A 22,278-nucleotide genomic window follows, 5' to 3' on the forward strand; every position below is an offset into this window, starting at 1 on the left:
GACAGGATCGCCGATCCGATCCAGCAGGAGGACGCGATGACGACCACCGAGGCCGGCGCGACGGCGCCCTCCGGCGACGCGCGGGAGATCGTGACGGACCACGACCGCGGCATCCACGGCTACCACCAGCAGAAGGACGAGCACCTGAAGCGGCTGCGCCGCATCGAGGGCCAGATTCGCGGTCTCCAGCGCATGGTCGACGAGGATGTCTACTGCATCGACATACTCACGCAGGTGTCCGCCTCCACCAAGGCCCTCCAGTCCTTCGCCCTCCAGCTCCTGGAGGAGCACCTGCGCCACTGCGTCGCGGACGCGGCGCTCAAGGGCGGCGCCGAAATCGACGCGAAGGTCGAGGAAGCCACGAAGGCGATCGGCCGCCTGCTGCGCACCTGAACCACCCGCAGTCCGCGAACCTCACGCGAGACAGCGGGCGTCGGCCGCGAACCGCGCCAACTGCGCGAACCATGAGAGATACGACGCATGTGACATCCGCGACGCACGTTCCCCGGACACCGGACGGGCACCGGGGCGGGGCCGGAAAGGACTAGTCCTCCGCGCGGCGCCGCCCGGGAGCGCGTTCTTCGGCCACTTTCAGCACCGCGTCGATGCTCTCCAGGCTGAGGCGGTCCTCGTGCGCCGCCGAGGCCGCGATGATCAGCTCGCCGCACAGGTCGATCTCGGCGAGGGCCACGTGGTCCTGAACTGCCGTACCGCCGACCGGAGCCACGCGCATCACCTCTTCCTGCCGTCACCGGCTTCCTAGAGTAGGGAGCGGCCTACGCACCGCGCATGGCACGGAAGGGCCATTTCCGGCCCTCCACTGAAGCTACGGCTCCGGATGCTCTTGCCCGCCGGGCCGGAACCCACTACTCCGCGATCTTCCCGGCGTAGATGTCCGAGGAGTCCGGCAGCCGTACGACGGCCGGGCTGCCGAAGTCGTACAGCAGGAGGGTCGAGGCGACGGCGACGGTGCCCCTGCTCTGTCCGTTGACGAAGCTGAACCGGTGCCGGACCTTGCGCAGCCGCCCCTGGTCGTCGAGGTAGGCGTCGAACGGCACCTCGGTGGTCGCGAACCCCTTCGCCGCCGCCGTCAGCGCCGGCCGCTGCCCCGCCGAGGCGTCGCGCGCGGCGGTGCCGAGGTCGGCGGTCCCGCGGTAGTGGCGCACGGAGATCCCGGCGACCTCGGTCCTCCCCACATACGTCACCGACCGCGCGCCGCGCAGCAGTTCGGCCGCCGCGTACGGGTCGGTGGCGCCGCCGGTGACCAGGTTGCCGTCCGTGAGACCGGCCGTCGCCACGCGCACCCATTTGTCGGCGGGCACTCCGGCTCCCCGGTTCTTCATGAACAGTGCGCCGGGGACGAGGAGTTCGGTGATCGGACGGTGCTCGGCCGCCCCCGCGGGGTCCTGCGGCAGCAGCACCTTCAGACGCCCCGCCTGCTTCCTGAAGTCGTACACGCCCTGCCCGCGGATGGTGACCCGGGTCCCGCCGGTGGCCATCTCCATGGACGTACTCGCCTTGGCGCTGCCCGCCCTCTCCAGGGCGGCCACGGCCCGGCGCAGCGTCTCGGTGGCGCCCGGCCCGGTGCGGGCGTCCTGAGCGGCCGCACCGCCGCCCGAGCACCCGGTGCCGCAGACCATGAGCCCCGCCGCGACGAACGCGCCGAGGACCGCCGCCCGTCCCTGCTGCTGCGCCACCATCGTCCGCCGACCCCCAGCCGGTCCGTCCCGGGCCATCCCGTCGTTCCCGTTAACGACAGGTGGGGACGCCCGGTCACGCGGGAGGGGTCCGTTCACCGGGCTTGGGTAACGTTGTGGGTGTGGAGCACCTGGACGAGGCGGACCCTCTCCCCGGACACCGGACGACCACGGTCGAGCAAGGTCCCTTCTGCGTTGCCCGCTGCACCTGCGGCTGGCGGGGCCCGGCCCGGCGCGCCAGAAGCCAGGCCCGCACGGACGCCACGACCCACGCCCTGGCAGTGACCGCCTGAACCAGTCCGCCGCCCCCTTCCTCCGCCCCCGCCCGGAACGCGCACCCACCAGGCCCAGGGCCCCAGCCTTCTCTCGCCCCCTCCGCCCCTACCCAACCCGAACCCGGGGCTCCGCCCCAGCCCCCGCTCCTCAAACGCCGGAGGGGCTGAAACCTTCGCCGGCCGGGGCTGAAATCGGGCGGCCGGGGCCGAAGCTCGGCTTCGCCAGCAGGGGCTGGGACGTGGGTGGCCGGGGCTGAAGTTTCGCCGGCCGGGGCCAAACGCGGATGGCCACCACGACGCACCCGCAGCCGGGATCCGGGCGCGAGGGGCCGTGCCGGTACATCGATGCCCGTCGCCACCGACGGTCACACCTCACCCAACGGCGACGGGCTGATGCACCGGCACGGCCCCGACCCACCCACCGGACCGAACCCGCGACGGCCACCGTGCTGTAGCCGTTCTGCGACACGGCCCTGCGGAACCCCCGGGCCCGTGGACCCGTCTCGTTCCACGGAACCCACGGGAGGCACACATGCAACGGCGTTCGTTCATCGGCGGCACCACGGCCGTCCTCGCGGCGGCGGCCACGTCCGCGTGCAGCGGCAAGAGCGGCACACACGCCGACGGCAAGGCGAGCACGAGCGCCACGGCCACCACGTCGGGAACCACCGGCATCCGCACGGCGACCGCCGCCGACAGCGCGGCCGCCAACTGGATCGCGCTGGGCCACCAGCTCGACGGCGCCCTGATCCGCCCGGGCGACCACAGCTGGCCCGCCGCCCACCAGCTGTACAACACCCGCTTCGACAACCTGAAGCCCGCCGCCGTCGCCTACGTGGCCCACGCCGACGACATCCGCACGACCATGGACTACGCCCGCGCCCACGGCGTGAAGGTCTCGATCCGCAACGGCGGCCACTCCTACGCCGGTTGGTCCTCGGGCGACGGCCGCCTGATCATCGACGTCTCCAAGCTCAACAAGATCCGCGCCTCGGCGAACGAGGCGGTCGTCGGCGCCGGCTCCAAACTGATCGACGTCTACCGCGCGCTGGCCGCGAAGGGCGTCACCATCCCCGCCGGTTCCTGCCCCACCGTGGGCGTCTCGGGACTGACCCTGGGCGGCGGCCACGGCGTCGTGTCCCGGGCGTACGGACTGACCTGCGACAGCCTCACCCAGGCGACGCTGATCACCGCCGACGGCAAGCAGCTCACCGCGAACGCCACCGAGAACAAGGACCTGTTCTGGGCCCTGCGCGGAGCCGGCAACGGCAACTTCGGCGTCGTCACCGAGCTCCGCTTCAAGACCCACCCCGCGCCGCAGGGCGTCTCGGCCTACATGACCTGGCCGTGGGCCAAGGCCGCCGCCGTGGTGAAGGCCTGGCAGGAGTGGGGCCCGAGCCAGCCGGACGAGATCTGGTCGTCCTGCCACCTGTCGAACGCCGCCGGCGGCACCCCCACCGTCTCCATAGCCGCCTTCTCCCTCGGCACCTACGGCGAGCTCCAGAACGCCGTGGACCGCCTGGCGGACCGGATCGGCTCCCCCGCACGCAGCGTCTCCCTCAAGAGGCGCTCGTACGAGGAGTCGATGGAGGTCTACGCGGGCTGCTCCTCGTTCTCCGCCGACGCCCAGTGCCACCTGCCCGGCTCCACCCCGGGCCGCAGCCCGCAGGGCGCCCTCGGCCGCGAGACCTACGCGGCGCGCTCGGACTTCTTCGACCGCTCGATATCGGCGGCCGGAATCCAGACGCTCCTGAACCAGATCTCCGCGGTACGCGGCGGCGCCGGCAGCATCGCGCTCACCGCCCTCGGCGGCGCCGTCAACCGCGTCGCGCCCACGTCCACCGCGTTCGTGCACCGCCGCTCGCGCATGCTGGCGCAGTACATCGTCTCCTGGCGGGCGGGCACCTCCGGCAGCACCGCCCAGTCCTGGCTGACGGGCGCCCACAACGCGATGACCCGGTACGCCTCGGGCGCGGCCTACCAGAACTACACCGACGCGACGCTGACGAACTGGCGCAAGGCGTACTACGGCGACGCGGCCACCCGCCTCGCGGCCCTCAAGCACCAGTACGACCCGAACCGCTTCTTCTCGTTCCCCCAGGCCCTCTGAGGCACCGGCCCGGCCCGCCGCGGCCTACGCGGCGAGGTCGCGTTCCTCCGTGTGCTCGGTCCGTGCCCCCGGGATCAGGTTCTGCCGCCCGGCGGGCGCGGTGCCGCGCGCCCGGATCAGTCGGCCCACGCGGGGCGCCGTCTCCACGGCCTTCATGACCGGGGTCAACAGGGCCATGGCGAGCGGCGACAGCAGCAGCACGACGGCCGTGCCGAGCGCGAACCCGCCGATGACGTCCGTCGGATAGTGCACGCCCATGAAGACCCGGCAGAACCCTTCGAGCAGCGCCAGCGCGATCCCGGCGAGCCCGAACCTCCGGTTGGCGACGAAGAGTCCGACGCCCATCGCCATGGTGAGGGTGGCGTGGTCGCTGACGAAGGAGAAGTCGGTCTTGCCGCTCACCAGGACGTCCAGACCCTGGTGGTCCACGAAGGGGCGCGGACGCTCCACGAAACCCCTTATCGGGATGTTCACGAGAAGCGCGATCCCGGCCGCGAGCGGGGCCCAGACGAGGGCGGCCACGGACGCGGCCGCGTCGGCACCGCCCCGCCGCCGCACGGTCGCCCAGCACCACAGGACCAGCAGCACCATCGCGAGCAGCAGACCCCACTCGCCGACGAACTCCATGATCCTGTCGGCCCAGTGCGGCGCGTGCTTGGCCAGGCCATTGATGTCGTAGAGCAGGTCGACGTCGGGGTTCGAACCGGATTCGGCGAGTTGCGCCATGGCGCTGCGGCCCCTTCGTCGTCTTTCCCGCGACCGCGCCCTTTCGCGCGCCGCTCGATCCACCCCCGTGGTTGTAGATCAGTTCTCTACGTCAAAAGGAACGCACGGTCCCCTCCCATACGTTCCACCCTCCACTGAATGATCACGCACACGTTATCGAAGAGAGATATCGCCGCAGATCAAGGGGTGGATTCATACCGAAGTGGGCAACGCTTTCGCGCCGTCCTCGGTCACCCGGGTGGCCCCGAAGTAGTCGGGCGTGTCGACGGGGTCGAACCGGATGACGGCGCCCGGCCTGGGGGCGTCGATCATGTATCCGCCGCCCACGTAGATGCCCACGTGCCGGATGGCGCGGGAGTTGGTGAGGTCGTCCGAGAAGAACACCAGGTCCCCGGGCAGGAGTTCGTCGCGCTTGGGGTGCGGCCCCGCGTTGTACTGATCGTTGGCCACCCGGGGCAGGGACACCCCGACGCTGTCGTACGAGGCCTTGGTCAGACCGGAGCAGTCGAACCGTCCGCCCTGGTCAGCCGTGCCGTTGCCGCCCCACAGGTAGGGCGTGCCGAGCTTCCTCTGCGCGTACGTGATGGCCGCGGCCGCCTGCTTCGAGGGGTCCACCCGGGTCACCGGGGCCGCGAAGCTCTTGGCCAGCGTGGTGATCGTCCTGACGTAGTTGCGGGTCTCCGCGTACGGCGGCACGCCCCCGTACTTGATGACCGCGTAGGCACCCGCGTTGTAGGCCGCGAGCATGTTGTCGGTGACGTTTCCCGGAGCGTTCTTCACGTAGGAGGCGAGCTCGCAGTCGTACGAGGCGGCCGACGGAATCGCGTCATTCGGGTTCCACACGTCGCGCACGCCGTCCCCGTCGCCGTCCACTCCGTGCGTGGCCCAGGTCCCCGGAATGAATTGCGCTATCCCTTCCGCCTTCGCCGGACTCTTCGCGTTCGGATTGAATCCGCTCTCCTGATACAGCTGGGCGGCGAGCAGCGCGGGATTGATCGCGGAGCAGAGATTGCCCCACTTCTGGACGAGGGTCTGGTACGCGGCGGGCACGGCGCCCTTGGCGAGCCCGACCGAACCGCCGCCGATGCCGCCCGCGAGGTTCCCGGCGACCAGGTAGACGCCGACGACGAGCAGCATCACGAAGCCCATCCCCGCGCCGACGGCCGCGGTCGCCACGATCCAGGCCTTACGCACCGTCAACCGCCCCTCGCCGCACAGGAGTCCGCCGAGGTCAGTGTAGAGGCGGGGCCCCTCGCCAGAGGGGTGTCGCGCGCACGGACAGGGCGGTGGTCCCGCCGCGGGGGCGCTAACCGGCCAGGGCGGCCACGTGGTACAGCTCCTCGGCCTCGGTGCCGAACACGGCGCTGTACGAGACGTCGTCGGTGTCCCCGCCCTGTTCGTGGCCGCCGATGACGCCGACGACCGCGCCGTCCCCGTTCACCCAGGGACTGCCGCTGGTTCCGCCGGCGAAGGCGGGGCACTCGACGCGCTGCTGCGTACGGCTCTGCGCGGCCGGTTTGTCGGTGCAGGTGATGGGGGTGTCGACGGAGCCGGGGTATCCGGTGACGGTGACGGCGGTGGCCCCGGTGGTGCGGTGCGCGGCGAAGGAGTTCCCGCCGCCCACCGCGTCCTCGACCTCCACGCCGTCACGGGCGGCCAGGACGGCGAAGGCGACGTCACTGTCCTCGTCCTGGTCCTGCTTCCACCCATCGGGCAGGAAGACGCTTTGGACGTCCCAGAACCCGTAGGGCGCCGTGCCGTCCCGGTAGCCGGGCGCGAAGGAGAGCTGTGCCTCCCCGTCCAGGCAGTGGGCGGCGGTGAGGAGGAGGTCGCGTCCGCCGCTGTGCACGACGGATGCGGTGCAGAAGTGCCCGCCGCCGCCCTCGCTCGCGGCGCTCCCGTGGAAGAGGGCGCCCACCCGGACGCTGCGGCTGTTCCGGGCCGCCTGCACGGTCACGCCGAAGGGCCCCGGGCCGTCGTCGGCCGAGGCGACGGACGAGGACGTCACCGCGAGCAGCACGAGGGCCGCGCCCAGCAGTGCGGGCCGCCGGGTGTCTGGGAGACGGGTGATGCGGATGCTCTTCATCGCCCCTCACCTTGCCGCAAGCGGGTGAGAAAAACCTCGGACCTGTCCGAGTATCACCTGTGAATGCCGACCTCGCCCGGCCACCGTCACCCGGTCGCACCCACGGCCCCGCGCAGGCCAGGGGACCGCCGGGCCCCGTTCGGGCCCCGCGGGCCCCGCACGCGTCGGCGCGGGCCCGCGCGGGGCGGGGCTACCGTGGCCCCGGAAGTCGTCCGCACCGCCCCCGAGGACCTGTGAAGGAGTCCGCGATGCCCACGCCCACCCGGCGGAAGTCCTCGCACCGCGAGGAACACGGCCGTGGCTGACCTCTCCCGCGGACTCGACTGGGTCCGCGCCGCCCCCGAGGACGCGACCGGGCCCGGCCCCTGGATCGAGATCGCCTTCGGCGAGGACGACCTGGTCCACCTCCGGGAGACGGGCGACCCGGGGAACGTGGTCACCACCACCCGCAGGAAATGGGACGCGTTCGTCCTGGGGGTCCGGGCGGGCGAGTTCGACCACTTCGTCGAGGGACTGGAGGGCGCCGGTCCGGCAGCCCCCGCCAAGGACCGCTCCTGAGGCCATGAGGCCCTGACGCGCGGAGTCCCCGAGGTGAGCGCGGGCGGTCCCGCTCCGGCTCGGCTCCCGTGCAATTCCCCTGAACGAGCTGTGAGTGGGGTCAAGCAGCCGTCAGTCTCCAGCCATCCGTGAGCCATGGAGAGGTCACGCGCCCACCGCGTTCGGCAAGGCGGAAGCAAGACTTCCAGAAGCCTCTTGTTGTCGCGTACTCAACAAGAGAAGGTCGTCGCGGGCCGCTCGGCCCGCCGCCGGGGACACAGCACCGGCGCCGCACCCGCACCGCCCCTGTCCACCACTTCCAGGAGGCAGTACGTTGCGCACGACACTCCCCCAGAGACCTTCCCCCACCCCCGGCGGCCTGCGCCGGGCCGGCGCGGCCGTCATCGGCGTCGCCGCGCTCGTCCTCGCGGGCCTCGGCGGCGCCGGGTCCGCCCAGGCGCACACCGCCGCACCCAGGGTCGCCCCCCACGTCAGCTGGACCAGGGCGTGCGCGACGCCCGCGAAGGCCGGCTTCGCCGCCTGCGACGCGAAGCGGGTCACCGGCGGCGTCACCGAGTACATGGCGGAGAAGGCCTACGCCAAGGGCGTCACCCCCGAGGCCGCCACCGCCTCCACCCCGTCCGGCTTCGGACCCACGGACCTGCGGTCCGCGTACGGCCTGACCTCCGCGGCCTCCTCCAACGGCTCGGGCGAGACCATCGCCATCGTCGACGCCTACAACGACCCCAACGCCGCGGCCGACCTCGCGACCTACCGCTCGTACTACGGCCTCAGCGCGTGCACCGTCGCCAACGGCTGCTTCAAGCAGGTCAGCCAGACCGGCTCGACCACCTCGCTCCCGTCGAGCGACAGCGGCTGGGCCGAGGAGATCTCCCTGGACCTCGACATGGCGAGCGCGATCTGCCCCAAGTGCAACATCACCCTCATCGAGGCCAAGTCCTCCTCGATGGCCAACCTCGGCACCGCCGTGAACGAGGCGGTGACCCTGGGCGCGAAGTACGTCTCGAACAGCTACGGCGGCTCCGAGTCCTCCTCCGACAGCTCGTACGACACCTCGTACTTCAAGCACACCGGTGGCGCCATCACCGTCAGCGCGGGCGACGAGGGCTACGGCGCCGAGTACCCGGCGGCCTCCCAGTACGTCACCTCCGTCGGCGGCACCGCCCTGACCAAGGCGACCTCGACCAGCCGCGGCTGGACCGAGTCGGTCTGGAAGACCAGCAGCACCGAGGGCACCGGCTCCGGCTGCTCCTCGTACGACACCAAGCCGAGCTGGCAGACTGACACGGGCTGCTCCAAGCGCACCATCTCGGACGTCTCGGCGGTCGCGGACCCGGCCACCGGCGTGGCGGTGTACGACTCGTACGGCATCACGGCGGGCTGGTACACCTTCGGCGGCACCAGCGCCTCCTCGCCGATCATCGCGGGCGTCTACGCCCTCGGCGGTACGCCGTCCAGCGGCTCCTACCCGGCGAAGTTCCCTTACACGGCGGCCGGCACCTCGGCGCTCAACGACGTGACCTCGGGCAACAACGGCAGCTGCTCCACCAGCTACCTCTGCACCGCGACGACGGGCTACGACGGCCCGACCGGATGGGGCACCCCGGAGGGTGTCACCGCCTTCACCGGCTGACCTCCGGAGTGTGGGCACTGCCGGGAAACGTGGGGTTCCCCGGCATCACCCGGCGAACGGGCCGCGGCAACCAGCCGCGGCCCGTTCCGCCGTCCCCGTCCACCCCGGGCGGGCCCGGCGACCCGGGGAACACCGGCGCGACGCACCGTCAGAATCCTTCCGGCGCCGCCGCGTCCGTTCGAATCCCGCCCCGCGCTCCGAGCCCTAGAAGGGGACAACGACGGAACCACGCGACAGGTTTCGCTTCCACTTCATTGCCCGGCGTGACCAGCCGTGATACACAGAGTGACGATACGACTCGTCGTATACCGCCATACGCCTCCCAGGAGGGTCCCGCGTACGCCGGTGCCAAGGAATTCGCACGAATCCCGCCAACCAATGACGTCAAGTCGACATACGAAGGCGTCATTGTCGGCGAGAATGGGCCCGACCTCTGCGCACAGTGGCAGGGGGTGCAGAACTACCCACTAGGGGCGGTGACTTACATGCTTTTCGCAGCCGACAAGGGCGACATCAACACAATCATCGGTGGAATCGCCCCGGACTGGGGCCCGTTCGGCAGCCTGGGCAACGAAGCCAAGGTGATGGTCGAGGTGGTGATGGCGGTCGCCATCCTGCTCTGCCTCGGCATCGCGATCTGGGGCGCGGCCAAACAGCGCATCGGCGCGACGGCCCTCCGCGACACCTTCAGCGCCGAACAGGGCAAGGGCCTCATCATCGCCGGGCTCACGGGCGTCTTCATCATCGGTTCCCTCGGCACGCTCTTCACCATCGTGTACGGCATGGCCGTGTAGCCCGGCCGGGCCGCGCCCCACCCGGCGCACCGTCAGTACCCGGCCGGGCGCGCCCGGATCCTCGCTCCACCGACCCATCCGTCCGTCGTGCCCACCGGCTGAGGTTGCAACTCCCTGATGTCCAGTCACCACACCGCGCCCGCGCGGGAACCAGCACGGCTACCGTCGTACTACATGGTTCAGCGAGAGGTTGAGGGGGCGTACGCGGCATGAGTCTCGGTGACGAACCCGGGTACGGGGACGGCCCGCGCGGCGAGGACGGGGGGTACGGCGGCTCCGGCCAGACCCGCACCCGCCTGCCCGACCGTCCGGGCGACGTCTACGGCGGCGCGCGGCGCGGACGCGGGTCGTCCTCACGGAGCCTGGTCACGGTCGTCGGCGTGGTCGTCCTGCTCATCGCCGCGATCGCCTTCGCGAACCGCGGCGACAACACGGACGCCTCCGGCGGGGGGAGCGGCGACAAGGCGAGAACGTCTCCCACGGCGCCCTCCGGCAACCACCCCGTGACGACGAGAACCACGGGCATCCCGTCGGGCTTCCCCCACACCCAGGAGGGCGCACAGAGCGCTGCCGCGAACTATGCGGTGGCGCTGGGTTCGGCCGACATGTTCGACAAGGCCCGGCGGGACCAGATCCTCGCGACCGTGATCACCCCCGCCAAGGTGACCGATTTCGAGACGACGCTGGACCAGGCGTACACCCCGCAGTTCAACAAGAACGTGGGCCTGAAAGAGGACGGCTCCGCTCCGCAGGGCTACACCTTCGTCTCGCGCACGACTCCCATCGGGACCAAGACCACCCAGTCGACGGGCGACACGGCGACCGTGGAGGTCTGGTGCGGTGGTCTGCTCGGTCTCGCGGGTGAGAACTCGACCAACCCGGTCACCAGCAGCTGGTTCACCATCACCATGAAGCTGGAGTGGACCGGCGGCGACTGGAAGATCGTCTCGCACTCCCAGAAGGACGGCCCCGCGCCCGTCCCTGGCGACGACCGGGCCTCCAGCGCCGACGACATCGCGAAGGCTGTCGAGGAGTACGGAGGGTTCACGTATGCCCGCTAACCACCGCGTACTCAAACTGACCGCGGTCATCGGGGCCGTACAGGCCTCGGCGGTCCTGCTGGCCACGAGAGCGGTCGCCGCGCCCACGCCATCGCCGTCGCCGAGCGACAACCATTGCAGTCTCATCCACGGCCCCGCCCGCAACTACTGCGACAGCGGCACCAAAGGATCCGGTAAGTCCGGCCTGAGCACCGACCCCGGTGTCGGGTCCACGCTGGACCCCCTCTCCTCCCTGGCCAAGGGCTGCGCAGACGCCGCCTCCTGGACCATCGACAAACTCTCCGCCGCCGTGAACGACACCGCCAACGTCGACTTCACGAACTCCAAGTTCCTCCAGCAGTACGCCGTCGTCTTCGCGGCGTCCACGATCCTGACCCTGCTCCTGTGGCTGCTGGCCGTCGCGAAGCGGGCCGTGCGAGGCGTCCCCCTCGGCACCGCCCTGTCCGAGGCCATCGGCTTCCTCTGGCTGACCGTGCTGGCCTCGGCGTTCACCCCGCTGATCCTCTACACCGTCGTCTCGGCGACGGACGGCGTCACGGAGGTGCTCGCCAAGACGACCGGCAACCAGACGGACACGTTCTTCGGCACGTTCTCCGGCGCGCTGAACAAGGGCAGCGACATCGGCGGCGGCCCCATCATGCTGATCGTCGTCTCGATGGTCTCGATCCTCGCCGCCGGAATCCTCTGGCTGGAGCTGGTCATCCGGGCCGCCCTGCTCTACGTCGGCGCCCTCCTCGGCACCGTCGTCTACGCCGGCCTCGTGGACAAGAACCTGTGGGGCCACGTCCGCCGCTGGGCGGGCATCATGATCGCGGTCATCCTCGTCAAACCGGTCATCGTGATCGTGCTGGGCCTCGCCGGCGCCCTGTCGTCCTCCGACAACGGCCCCGACTCCTTCTCCGCCGTCGTCTCCGGGCTCGCCATCATCCTGCTCGCCATCTTCGCCAGCGCGATGATCTACCGCTTCGTCCCCGGCTTCGGCGACGAGATCGCCGGCTCCCGCAACAACCGCATCATGCAGGGCGCCGAGGGCAAGGCCGCCGCCGTGATCAGCTCGCCCGCCACCCTGGTCGCGCAGGGCATCAAGACCCACAGCTCGCGCGCCGACAACAACGGTGGCGGCGGAGGCGGCAACAGCCAGCCCCGCCCCGCCAACCCGGCGTCCGGCGGTGTGGCCGCGCACAGCAGCCGTACCCCGAACGGAGGCGGCGGATCCGTCCCCTCCGCCGCACCACCGCCGCGCAGCAGCCCGGTCAACACCCCGCACGCAGGCAACACCCGCAACAGCAACCGCACGGGAGGTGAAGGGCGTTGACGACCGAGTCCCACCTGTCCCATCCGGTCACGCCCCGCCGTACATATCTGATCGGCCGCGCCCGGCCGAACGCGATCGTCGGCCGGAACCGCGAGTCCGGCGAGATCGCGCTCATCATCGGCGGCGCGTTCCTCGGCATGATGTGCGGCCTGCTCGTCCCGGTGCTGTCCCTGCGGATCGTGCTGCTGATGGGCTTCCCGCTGCTCGCGCTCGCGGCCGTGTACGTCCCGTACAAGCGGCGCACGTTCTACAAGTGGTTCGAGATCAACCGCAGTTACAAGCGGACCCTGCGCCAGGGCACGGCCTACCGCAACCAGGTGATGGAGGCGGGCACCCGCTTCGACGGCCGGGAGGTCGAGATCGGGCCGCCGCCCGGCATCGGACGCATCTCCTGGCTCGCCGCCCCCTTCGGACCCGACGAGATCGCCGTCCTGCTGCACGCCGACCGGCGGACCGTCACCGCGGCCATCGAGATCGAGGGACCGGGCGTCGGACTGCGCGACAGCGAGGACCAGGAGGCCCTCGTCGACCGCTTCGGCACGCTCCTCAAGCACGTGGCGAACGGCGACGGCTTCGTCACCCGCCTCCAGATGCTCGCCCGCACCCTCCCCGCCGACCCGGACGCCCACGCCAAGGACGTCTCCCAGCGCGGCGACGACCGCGCCCCCGGCTGGCTCCAGCAGTCGTACGACCAGCTCCAGTCCATGGTGTCCACCAGCAGCGAGCAGCACCGCGCCTATCTCGTCGCCTGCATGCACTACTCGCGCGAACTGGCCGCCGAGGGACAGGCGATGGCACGCGCTGCCCGCCCGCAGGGCGGCCGCAAGGTCGACCGGGACGCCGGACTCGCCGTCGTCATGGCCCGCGAGCTGACCGACATCTGCTCCCGGCTCCAGGAAGCCGACATCCGCGTACGCCAGCCGCTCGGCCAGGGACGGCTCGCCTCCCTCGTGCACTCGATGTACGACCCCGACCACCCGATCGACCACATCCAGGCGATGACCAAGCGCAACGCCTGGCCGGCCGAACTGGACGCCATGGAGCCGACGTACCTCCAGGCGAAGACCCGCGAGTCCTCCACCCGCGCCCCTTGGTGCCACGCCACGGCCTGGGTGAAGGAATGGCCGATGACCCCGGTCGGCGTCAACTTCCTCGCCCCGCTGCTCGTCCACACCCCCGACGTCATCCGCACGGTCGCCGTGACCATGGACCTCGAACCCACCGAGATCGCCATCGAACGCATGCTGACCGAGAAGACCAACGACGAGGCCGAGGCCAGCCGCGCCGCCAAGATGAACCGCACCGTCGACCCGCGCGACATCGCCTCGCACAACCGCCTGGACCAGCGCGGCGAGGACCTGGCGAGCGGCGCCGCGGGCGTCAACCTCGTCGGCTACATCACCGTCTCCTCCCGCAACCCCGAGGCCCTCGCCCGCGACAAGCGCACCATCCGCGCCTCGGCCGGCAAGTCGTACCTGAAGCTCGAGTGGTGCGACCGCGAGCACCACCGCGCCTTCGTCAACACACTGCCGTTCGCCACCGGAATCCGCAGGTAGGGGCTGATGCACTGATGCGGGATCCGCTGTCCGCCGCGACGGACGCCTTCACGTCCTTCCTCTTCGGCAAGGTCGAGACGACCCGCCTGCCCGTGCGCACCTCCACGGGCCAGGCGCAGGCGGTCTACCTGCCCACCGCCGCACCGGGTCTCGGCGACTCGGGCGTCATCATCGGCCGCGAGGTGTACTCCGGCAAGGGCTACATCTACGACCCCTTCCAGCTGTACGGGCAGCAGCTCCCCGCCCCGCACTGGCTGGTCCTCGGCGAGTCCGGCAACGGCAAGTCCGCCCTGGAGAAGACCTACGTCCTGCGGCAGCTGCGCTTCCGCGACCGCCAGGTCGTCGTCCTCGACGCCCAGGGCGAGGACGGCGTCGGCGAATGGAACCTCATCGCGGAAGAGCTGGGGATAACTCCCATCCGGCTCGACCCGACGGCCGCCCTGGACATGGGCATCCGGCTCAACCCGCTCGACCCCTCGATCACGACGACGGGCCAGCTCGCCCTGCTGCGCACCATCATCGAGGTCGCGATGGGCCACGGCCTCGACGAGCGGTCCGGCTTCGCCCTGAAGGTCGCGCACGCCTACGTCAACGAGACGATCGTCGAGCGCCAGCCGGTGCTCACCGACATCGTCGAGCAGCTGCGCCACCCCGAACCCGAGTCGGCCGAGGCGATGAACGTCGCCATAGACGACGTACGGGCCTGGGGCCTGGACGTGGCCCTGGTCCTGGACCGGCTCGTCGACGGTGACCTCAGGGGCATGTTCGACGGCCCGACGACCGTCGGCATCGACCTGGACGCCCCCCTCATCGTCTTCGACCTGTCGCACATCGACCGCAACTCCATCGCCATGCCCATCCTCATGGCGATCGTCGGTGTGTGGCTGGAGCACACCTGGATCCGGCCCGACCGCAAGAAGCGCATCTTCCTGGTGGAAGAGGCGTGGCACATCATCAACAGTCCGTTCGTGGCCCAGCTGTTCCAGCGGCTCCTGAAGTTCGGGCGCCGTCTCGGCCTGTCCTTCGTGGCGGTGGTCCACCACCTCTCGGACGTCGTCGACGGAGCGGCGGCCAAGGAGGCCGCCGCAATCCTCAAGATGGCCTCGACACGGACCATCTACGCCCAGAAGGCGGACGAGGCCCGGTCCACGGGCCGGGTCCTCGGCCTGCCCCGCTGGGCGGTCGAGATCATCCCGACCCTGACCCCGGGCATCGCCGTCTGGGACGTCAACGGCAACGTCCAGGTGGTCAAACACCTCATCACCGAGACGGAACGCCCGCTGGTCTTCACCGACCGCGCCATGACGCAGTCGTCCGCCGACCTCGCAGCCGACGACGCCCTGCGCGCCGCCGAACTGGAGGCCGAGGAAAGAGCGGCGGCCTTCATGGAGCAGCATCTCAGCGACATCGACGGCTCAGCCGAGTCCACGGTGGCCTGAGATGAGCCAGTACCCCGACCGGCACGACGATCGGCACGCCCCCCGGCGCGACGGGCCGGGCGGCATCCCCGACGGACTGCTCATCGGGGTGCTGGGCTTCCTCCTCGGCATGACCCTGATGGTGTGGACGGCGACGGGCCTCGCGGGCTGGTTCTCCCGCGGCGCCTGGCCGGACGCGATCACCTTCACCCGTACGCCCCTCGCCATGCGGCACCTGATCGGCGCCCCGCACGACATCGCGGGCGCCTGGCCCGACACCCCGGCCTCCCAGTTGTCGGGCTACGGCCTCTTCTGGGGGCTGTTCATCGGCCAGTTGATGGTGCTGCTGGTCCTCGCGGTGTTCGTGATGGGCACCGTGGCCCGGTGGCGGGCGGGCCGGGGACGCCGCCGGGCCCAGGCCAGGGCGGCCAAGGCGTCCGGAGGCACCGGGCCGGCCGAGGCGTCCGCAGCCACGCCCGACCCGGTGGTACCGCCGGCCAGGACGGAGCAACGGCCCCTGCCCGCACCGCCCCTGGAGACGGCCAGGACCGCCGAGGGCCCCGCGCCACGGGAGTACCCGGCCCACCAGCCGGACCAGACGCATCCCGCCCCGCAGACGCTCACGGGCGCGGCACACGGTCAGGTGGCCGCCCCGGCACAGACCCAGGGGTATCAGGACGCGCCGGCACCCGGCCCCGAGGACGGCTGGGAGGACGTCGCCGCCGGGACCGGGGCGGCCCGTACCTCCGGGGCCCCCGGTCCCGCCCCGACGCCCCGGCACGAGCCCGCGTGGACGTCCCCGCACGCGGTCGTCCTCGCCCCCGCCGAGACCCGCCACCTCACCGCGGCCCAGGCCGTGCGGGACGCCGAGGGCCCGGCCCTCGTCATCACCTCCGACCCGCGCACCTGGTCGGCGACCAAGGACGCCCGCGCCAAACTGGGCCCCGTCCTCCTCTACGACCCCGCCCACCTCTGCGACACCCCGGCCCGCCTCCACTGGTCGCCCACGACCGGCTGCGAGGACAAGGAGACGGCGGCGGCCCGTGCGGCCGCGCTCCTCGCGCCGGTACGCCCCTCCGCCAAGGCGGACCAGGCGATGGCCGACGTCGCGGAGACGCTCATGCGCAGCTATCTGCACGCCGCCGCCGTGGAGGGCAAGGCCTTCCGCCACGTCCACCGCTGGGCCCAGGGCTCGCAGGTGCAGGACGCGGTACGGGCCTTGCGGACGCATCCCAGGGCCGCGTCCGGCGCCGCGGGCGAACTGGAGGCCGCGCTCGTCTCGCACCCCGAACGCCGGGACATCGCGCAGGAGCTGACGGCCCGTGCGCTGTCGTCGCTCGCCACGGTCAACATCCGGGAATCCTGCACTCCGAACCGAAGTGACAGCCTCGCCTTGGATTCCTTCGTCAACGAAGGGGGCACTCTTTATATGATCGGTGAACCCCTCGAGGACCCCAAGGCCGGCCCCGGCGCCATGCCTCTGCTGACGGCCCTCGCCTCAAGCGTGGTCGAGCGTGGCCGGCGCATGGCCGAACGGTCATCCTCCGGTCGGCTCGACCCACCATTCACGCTCGTCCTGGACGACGTCGCGGCCGTGGCCCCGCTCCCGCAGCTCCCCGATCTGCTGACCACGGGCCCGGCCCGCGGCCTGCCGACACTGGCCCTCCTCCGCTCCCGCGAGCAACTCCGCTCCCGCTGGCCGCAGTACGAGCTTCCGGTCTGAGCCGGCGAGGCGTACGGGGGGATCCCTCAGCCCGGGGTGATGACGAACTCCAGCTCCAGCTCACCGGTGCCGCCCGGCATCGGCGTGGTCTCCCCGGTGGGAAGGAAGCCGGTCTTCCGATAGAACGCCTCGGCGCGGCCGTTCCTCTCGTGCACGAACAGCCGCACGCGCTCGAGTCCCGACGCCCAGGACCACGCGAGAGCGGCGTCGAAGAGCCCCCGGGTCACCCCGGCCTCGCTCCCCCGGTGCTCGGGCCGTACGTAGACCCCCACCACATGCCCCTGGTCGTACTCGGGCACCTCCCCGAACGCGTCCGGTACACCGGCCCGTTCGACCAGCACGGTCACGGAACCGGCCCACACGCCGTCTTCGCCGACGGCCACGATCTGCTGCCGCACGGTGGCACCGACAGCCGCACCGGACGCCCGGTCCTGCCAGAAGGCGTCGGGCTCGGCCACCGCCTTCTCGTACGTCTCCAGGAACGCCAGGTGCGCGACGGGGTCCCGCAGGGCGTCGAGCCGCAGCTCCTTCACCTGCCGCCACTCGTCGGAACGTATGGAACGGATCTCGTAGCCCCTGGAGTTCATGGCTGTCACCGTAGTACGTGCGTACGGCCGGGCTCATCCGATATCCACCCTGCCGATCACCACCGGCCCGGCCACCGTCATGCTCTTCCCTGTACGGCATCGTCAGCCGCCCGATCCGATCGCGCGCAAGCTCGCCAGGGAGAACACCGCATGGCCAAAGTCCAACTAGAGGAACTCCGCAACGTCATTCATCCCACGGGCAAGCTGGACAGCCGCGCCGAGCACTGGGCCGGCCGCCTCTACATGAGGTCCCTCTCCCTGCGGGTGACCCGCCATCTCGTCGACACCCGTATCTCGCCGAACCAGATCACCGTGATCATGGTCTTCGCGGGGATGCTCTCGGGAGTCGCCCTGATCCTGCCGGGCCTCGGGGGCGCGGTCCTCTCCGTCGTCTTCATGCAGCTGTATCTGCTGCTCGACTGCGTGGACGGCGAAGTCGCCCGCTGGCGGCGCCAGTTCAGCCCGCTCGGCGTCTACCTGGACCGTCTGGGCGCGTACCTCGCCGACGCGGCCGTGATGGTGGGCATGGGCATCCGTGCCGCTCAACTCGGCCTGAATCTCTATCTGGTGGCCGGTCTGGCCGCGGCGATCGGCGTCCTGCTCCTGAAGTCGTCCTCCGACCTCGTGCACGTGGCCCGTTCCGACAGCGGTATGCAGAAGGCGACCGACGCCTCCGTGGTCCCGCGCTCCAGCGGTCTCGCGCACGTCCGCCGGCTCGCCTCGGCCGTGGGCCTGCACCGGCTGGTCAACGGCATCGAGTGCACGATCCTGCTGCTGGTCACCGCCGTCGTGGACCTGGCGCTCGGCGATCTGACGGCCACGCGGATCGCGACCGTCGCCGTGACGGCGATCGTGTGGCTGCTCGTGCCGGCGCACGTCGTCTCGATCGTCGCGTCGTCCCGCCTGAAGTAGCCGCGGCACCACGTGAAAGGGGGCGGTCTCCCAGCGGAGACCGCCCCCTTTCACGTTGCGTGTCCTGTGGTCCGTCGTCCATGTTCCGTGTGACCCGCGTCCCTGGAAATGCTTGTGGGAATGGGGCCTGGAACGCAGAAAACCCCCGTACCGGTATCCCCGGCACGGGGGTTTTCTCAAAAATTTGTTCGGCGGCGTCCTACTCTCCCACAGGGTCCCCCCTGCAGTACCATCGGCGCTGTGAGGCTTAGCTTCCGGGTTCGGAATGTAACCGGGCGTTTCCCTCACGCTATGACCACCGAAACTCTATGAAACTGTCAACCGGAGCCGTGGCATGGCTACGACGGTTGTTCGTGGTTTCAGAACCAACACAGTGGACGCGAGCAACTGAGGACAAGCCCTCGGCCTATTAGTACCAGTCACCTCCACCCGTTACCGGGCTTCCAGATCTGGCCTATCAACCCAGTCGTCTACTGGGAGCCTTAACCCCTCAAGGGGGTGGGAATACTCATCTTGAAGCAGGCTTCCCGCTTAGATGCTTTCAGCGGTTATCCCTCCCGAACGTAGCCAACCAGCCATGCCCTTGGCAGGACAACTGGCACACCAGAGGTTCGTCCGTCCCGGTCCTCTCGTACTAGGGACAGCCCTTCTCAATATTCCTACGCGCACAGCGGATAGGGACCGAACTGTCTCACGACGTTCTAAACCCAGCTCGCGTACCGCTTTAATGGGCGAACAGCCCAACCCTTGGGACCGACTCCAGCCCCAGGATGCGACGAGCCGACATCGAGGTGCCAAACCATCCCGTCGATATGGACTCTTGGGGAAGATCAGCCTGTTATCCCCGGGGTACCTTTTATCCGTTGAGCGACGGCGCTTCCACAAGCCACCGCCGGATCACTAGTCCCGACTTTCGTCCCTGCTCGACCCGTCGGTCTCACAGTCAAGCTCCCTTGTGCACTTACACTCAACACCTGATTGCCAACCAGGCTGAGGGAACCTTTGGGCGCCTCCGTTACTCTTTAGGAGGCAACCGCCCCAGTTAAACTACCCATCAGACACTGTCCCTGATCCGGATCACGGACCCAGGTTAGACATCCAGCACGACCAGACTGGTATTTCAACGACGACTCCACCCGAACTGGCGTCCGAGCTTCACAGTCTCCCAGCTATCCTACACAAGCCGAACCGAACACCAATATCAAACTGTAGTAAAGGTCCCGGGGTCTTTCCGTCCTGCTGCGCGAAACGAGCATCTTTACTCGTAGTGCAATTTCACCGGGCCTATGGTTGAGACAGTCGAGAAGTCGTTACGCCATTCGTGCAGGTCGGAACTTACCCGACAAGGAATTTCGCTACCTTAGGATGGTTATAGTTACCACCGCCGTTTACTGGCGCTTAAGTTCTCAGCTTCGCCACCCCGAAGAGTGACTAACCGGTCCCCTTAACGTTCCAGCACCGGGCAGGCGTCAGTCCGTATACATCGCCTTACGGCTTCGCACGGACCTGTGTTTTTAGTAAACAGTCGCTTCTCGCTGGTCTCTGCGGCCACCCCCAGCTCATGGAGTAAATCCAATCACCAGTGATGGCCCCCCTTCTCCCGAAGTTACGGGGGCATTTTGCCGAGTTCCTTAACCATAGTTCACCCGAACGCCTCGGTATTCTCTACCTGACCACCTGAGTCGGTTTAGGGTACGGGCCGCCATGAAACTCGCTAGAGGCTTTTCTCGACAGCATAGGATCATCCACTTCACCACAATCGGCTCGGCATCGGGTCTCAGCCTTAATGTGTGACGGATTTGCCTATCACACGGCCTACACCCTTACCCCGGGACAACCACCGCCCGGGATGGACTACCTTCCTGCGTCACCCCATCACTCACCTACTACAGGTCTGGTCCGTCGGCTCCACCACTCCCCTTTGCCCGAAGGCTCCGGGGCGGCTTCACGGACTTAGCATCGCCTGGTTCGATGTTTGACGCTTCACAGCGGGTACCGGAATATCAACCGGTTATCCATCGACTACGCCTGTCGGCCTCGCCTTAGGTCCCGACTTACCCTGGGCAGATCAGCTTGACCCAGGAACCCTTAGTCAATCGGCGCACACGTTTCTCACGTGTGTATCGCTACTCATGCCTGCATTCTCACTCGTGAACCGTCCACCACTGCCTTCCGGCGCGGCTTCACCCGGCACACGACGCTCCCCTACCCATCACAGCGGGCGTTGGCCCTATTGCTGCAATGACACGACTTCGGCGGTACGCTTGAGCCCCGCTACATTGTCGGCGCGGAATCACTAGACCAGTGAGCTATTACGCACTCTTTCAAGGGTGGCTGCTTCTAAGCCAACCTCCTGGTTGTCTCTGCGACTCCACATCCTTTCCCACTTAGCGTACGCTTAGGGGCCTTAGTCGATGCTCTGGGCTGTTTCCCTCTCGACCATGGAGCTTATCCCCCACAGTCTCACTGCCGCGCTCTCACTTACCGGCATTCGGAGTTTGGCTAAGGTCAGTAACCCGGTAGGGCCCATCGCCTATCCAGTGCTCTACCTCCGGCAAGAAACACACGACGCTGCACCTAAATGCATTTCGGGGAGAACCAGCTATCACGGAGTTTGATTGGCCTTTCACCCCTAACCACAGGTCATCCCCCAGGTTTTCAACCCTGGTGGGTTCGGTCCTCCACGACCTCTTACAGCCGCTTCAACCTGCCCATGGCTAGATCACTCCGCTTCGGGTCTTGAGCGCGCTACTGAATCGCCCTGTTCGGACTCGCTTTCGCTACGGCTTCCCCACACGGGTTAACCTCGCAACGCACCGCAAACTCGCAGGCTCATTCTTCAAAAGGCACGCAGTCACGAGGCAAGCACAAGTGCTTGCCCGACGCTCCCACGGCTTGTAGGCACACGGTTTCAGGTACTATTTCACTCCGCTCCCGCGGTACTTTTCACCATTCCCTCACGGTACTATCCGCTATCGGTCACCAGGGAATATTTAGGCTTAGCGGGTGGTCCCGCCAGATTCACACGGGATTTCTCGGGCCCCGTGCTACTTGGGTGTCTCTCAAACGAGCCGTTGATGTTTCGACTACGGGGGTCTTACCCTCTACGCCGGACCTTTCGCATGTCCTTCGCCTACATCAACGGTTTCTGACTCGCCTCACAGCCGGCAGACTGTGAAAGAGAGATCCCACAACCCCCCAAGCGCAACCCCTGCCGGGTCTCACACGCTTGAGGTTTGGCCTCATCCGGTTTCGCTCGCCACTACTCCCGGAATCACGGTTGTTTTCTCTTCCTGCGGGTACTGAGATGTTTCACTTCCCCGCGTTCCCTCCACATACCCTATGTGTTCAGGTATGGGTGACAGCCCATGACGACTGCCGGGTTTCCCCATTCGGAAACCCCCGGATCAAAGCCTGGTTGACGGCTCCCCGGGGACTATCGTGGCCTCCCACGTCCTTCATCGGTTCCTGGTGCCAAGGCATCCACCGTGCGCCCTTAAAAACTTGGCCACAGATGCTCGCGTCCACTGTGCAGTTCTCAAACAACGACCAACCACCCATCACCCCGAACCAGTAGTTCGAGTGCACTGGGGCCGGCACTGAAGGCAGCCATGATCGGCCGTACCTTCAGACACCCAACAGCGTGCCCGACACCCTTACCGCTTCCCTCATTCTTTCCACGCTCCGAAGAGCAGTACTGGAAGGAGAAGACAGTCAAGAGTGCCGAATAATCAACGTTCCACCCATGAGCAACCAGCATCGAACATTCGCCGATGTACTGGCCTCTGACCGAGCGAATTCGGTAAGAAGTGCTCCTTAGAAAGGAG

At 68.8% G+C, this 22,278-nt stretch carries 17 protein-coding genes and 3 rRNA genes (1 of these 20 cut by a window edge); 11 read left to right on the plus strand and 9 right to left on the minus strand.

What is annotated here, in order from left to right; translation table 11 throughout:
* Positions 1-36: 36 nt before the first annotated feature.
* Entirely contained in the window at positions 37-393 is a 357-nt protein-coding gene (locus tag WJM95_RS15040) for a metal-sensitive transcriptional regulator (protein ID WP_339130258.1), read from the plus strand.
* A gap of 151 nt (positions 394-544) precedes the next feature.
* On the opposite strand, the gene WJM95_RS15045 is transcribed toward WJM95_RS15040, so the two are convergent.
* Complete coding sequence (locus tag WJM95_RS15045) at positions 545-733, minus strand: hypothetical protein (RefSeq protein WP_339130259.1); 189 nt, start codon at positions 731-733, stop codon at positions 545-547.
* A 133-nt stretch (positions 734-866) separates the two neighbouring features.
* Positions 867-1,700 carry a hypothetical protein gene (locus tag WJM95_RS15050; RefSeq protein ID WP_339130260.1) on the minus strand — a complete coding sequence of 278 codons (834 nt, stop codon included), beginning with the start codon at positions 1,698-1,700 and terminating at the stop codon, positions 867-869.
* A gap of 804 nt (positions 1,701-2,504) precedes the next feature.
* On the opposite strand from WJM95_RS15050, the gene WJM95_RS15055 reads away from it, so the two are divergent.
* Complete coding sequence (locus tag WJM95_RS15055; RefSeq protein ID WP_339130261.1) at positions 2,505-4,082, plus strand: FAD-binding oxidoreductase; 1,578 nt, start codon at positions 2,505-2,507, stop codon at positions 4,080-4,082.
* 24 nt (positions 4,083-4,106) lie between these two features.
* On the opposite strand, the gene WJM95_RS15060 is transcribed toward WJM95_RS15055, so the two are convergent.
* The 3 genes from WJM95_RS15060 to WJM95_RS15070 form a co-directional block, all read right to left on the minus strand.
* The gene (locus WJM95_RS15060) at positions 4,107-4,808 is read right to left on the minus strand and encodes a phosphatase PAP2 family protein (protein WP_339130262.1); all 702 of its coding nucleotides are present in this window, start codon (positions 4,806-4,808) and stop codon (positions 4,107-4,109) included.
* A gap of 192 nt (positions 4,809-5,000) precedes the next feature.
* A complete protein-coding gene (locus tag WJM95_RS15065) occupies positions 5,001-6,008 on the minus strand; it encodes a bifunctional lytic transglycosylase/C40 family peptidase (RefSeq protein ID WP_339130263.1) in 1,008 nt (335 codons plus the stop codon).
* Positions 6,009-6,114: 106 nt separating this feature from the next.
* Complete coding sequence (locus WJM95_RS15070) at positions 6,115-6,894, minus strand: trypsin-like peptidase domain-containing protein (protein ID WP_339130264.1); 780 nt, start codon at positions 6,892-6,894, stop codon at positions 6,115-6,117.
* Positions 6,895-7,191: 297 nt separating this feature from the next.
* Between WJM95_RS15070 and WJM95_RS15075 the strand changes: the two genes are divergently transcribed.
* The 8 genes from WJM95_RS15075 to WJM95_RS15110 all read left to right on the plus strand — a co-directional run bounded on the left by WJM95_RS15075 (position 7,192) and on the right by WJM95_RS15110 (position 16,952).
* Positions 7,192-7,452, plus strand: coding sequence for a DUF397 domain-containing protein (locus WJM95_RS15075; protein WP_339130265.1), 261 nt, complete (start codon positions 7,192-7,194; stop codon positions 7,450-7,452).
* A 313-nt stretch (positions 7,453-7,765) separates the two neighbouring features.
* Positions 7,766-9,085, plus strand: a complete 1,320-nt coding sequence (locus WJM95_RS15080; protein WP_339130266.1) for a S53 family peptidase — start codon at positions 7,766-7,768, stop codon at positions 9,083-9,085.
* A 485-nt stretch (positions 9,086-9,570) separates the two neighbouring features.
* Complete coding sequence (locus WJM95_RS15085; RefSeq protein WP_037622434.1) at positions 9,571-9,879, plus strand: hypothetical protein; 309 nt, start codon at positions 9,571-9,573, stop codon at positions 9,877-9,879.
* Positions 9,880-10,088: 209 nt separating this feature from the next.
* Positions 10,089-10,940, plus strand: coding sequence for a hypothetical protein (locus tag WJM95_RS15090; RefSeq protein WP_339130267.1), 852 nt, complete (start codon positions 10,089-10,091; stop codon positions 10,938-10,940).
* Positions 10,930-12,255: a hypothetical protein gene (locus tag WJM95_RS15095; protein WP_339130268.1), complete on the plus strand. Its 1,326-nt coding sequence runs from the start codon at positions 10,930-10,932 to the stop codon at positions 12,253-12,255. The genes WJM95_RS15090 and WJM95_RS15095 overlap by 11 nt, the downstream gene beginning before the upstream one ends.
* Positions 12,252-13,811 carry an SCO6880 family protein gene (locus WJM95_RS15100; protein ID WP_339130269.1) on the plus strand — a complete coding sequence of 520 codons (1,560 nt, stop codon included), beginning with the start codon at positions 12,252-12,254 and terminating at the stop codon, positions 13,809-13,811. The genes WJM95_RS15095 and WJM95_RS15100 overlap by 4 nt, the downstream gene beginning before the upstream one ends.
* Positions 13,812-13,825: 14 nt before the next feature.
* Positions 13,826-15,250: an ATP-binding protein gene (locus WJM95_RS15105; protein ID WP_339130270.1), complete on the plus strand. Its 1,425-nt coding sequence runs from the start codon at positions 13,826-13,828 to the stop codon at positions 15,248-15,250.
* 1 nt (position 15,251) lies between these two features.
* Positions 15,252-16,952, plus strand: coding sequence for a type VI secretion protein (locus WJM95_RS15110; protein ID WP_339130271.1), 1,701 nt, complete (start codon positions 15,252-15,254; stop codon positions 16,950-16,952).
* Positions 16,953-16,978: 26 nt separating this feature from the next.
* On the opposite strand, the gene WJM95_RS15115 is transcribed toward WJM95_RS15110, so the two are convergent.
* Positions 16,979-17,539, minus strand: a complete 561-nt coding sequence (locus WJM95_RS15115; protein WP_339130272.1) for a GNAT family N-acetyltransferase — start codon at positions 17,537-17,539, stop codon at positions 16,979-16,981.
* 150 nt (positions 17,540-17,689) lie between these two features.
* On the opposite strand from WJM95_RS15115, the gene WJM95_RS15120 reads away from it, so the two are divergent.
* Positions 17,690-18,451 (plus strand): CDP-alcohol phosphatidyltransferase family protein, encoded by a 762-nt coding sequence (locus WJM95_RS15120; RefSeq protein WP_339130273.1) that lies wholly within the window; start codon positions 17,690-17,692, stop codon positions 18,449-18,451.
* A 186-nt stretch (positions 18,452-18,637) separates the two neighbouring features.
* Here WJM95_RS15120 and rrf read toward each other — a convergent pair.
* The 3 genes from rrf to WJM95_RS15135 form a co-directional block, all read right to left on the minus strand.
* Positions 18,638-18,754: ribosomal RNA gene (gene rrf / locus WJM95_RS15125) — 5S ribosomal RNA — on the minus strand.
* Positions 18,755-18,840: 86 nt separating this feature from the next.
* A 23S ribosomal RNA gene (locus tag WJM95_RS15130) occupies positions 18,841-21,961 on the minus strand.
* 310 nt (positions 21,962-22,271) lie between these two features.
* Positions 22,272-22,278: ribosomal RNA gene (locus WJM95_RS15135) — 16S ribosomal RNA — on the minus strand; it runs 1,519 nt beyond the window's last position.
* Together the 16S, 23S and 5S rRNA genes form the textbook arrangement of a ribosomal RNA operon.

Origin of the sequence: Streptomyces sp. f51 (assembly GCF_037940415.1) — a bacterium.
Lineage (GTDB): Bacteria > Actinomycetota > Actinomycetes > Streptomycetales > Streptomycetaceae > Streptomyces.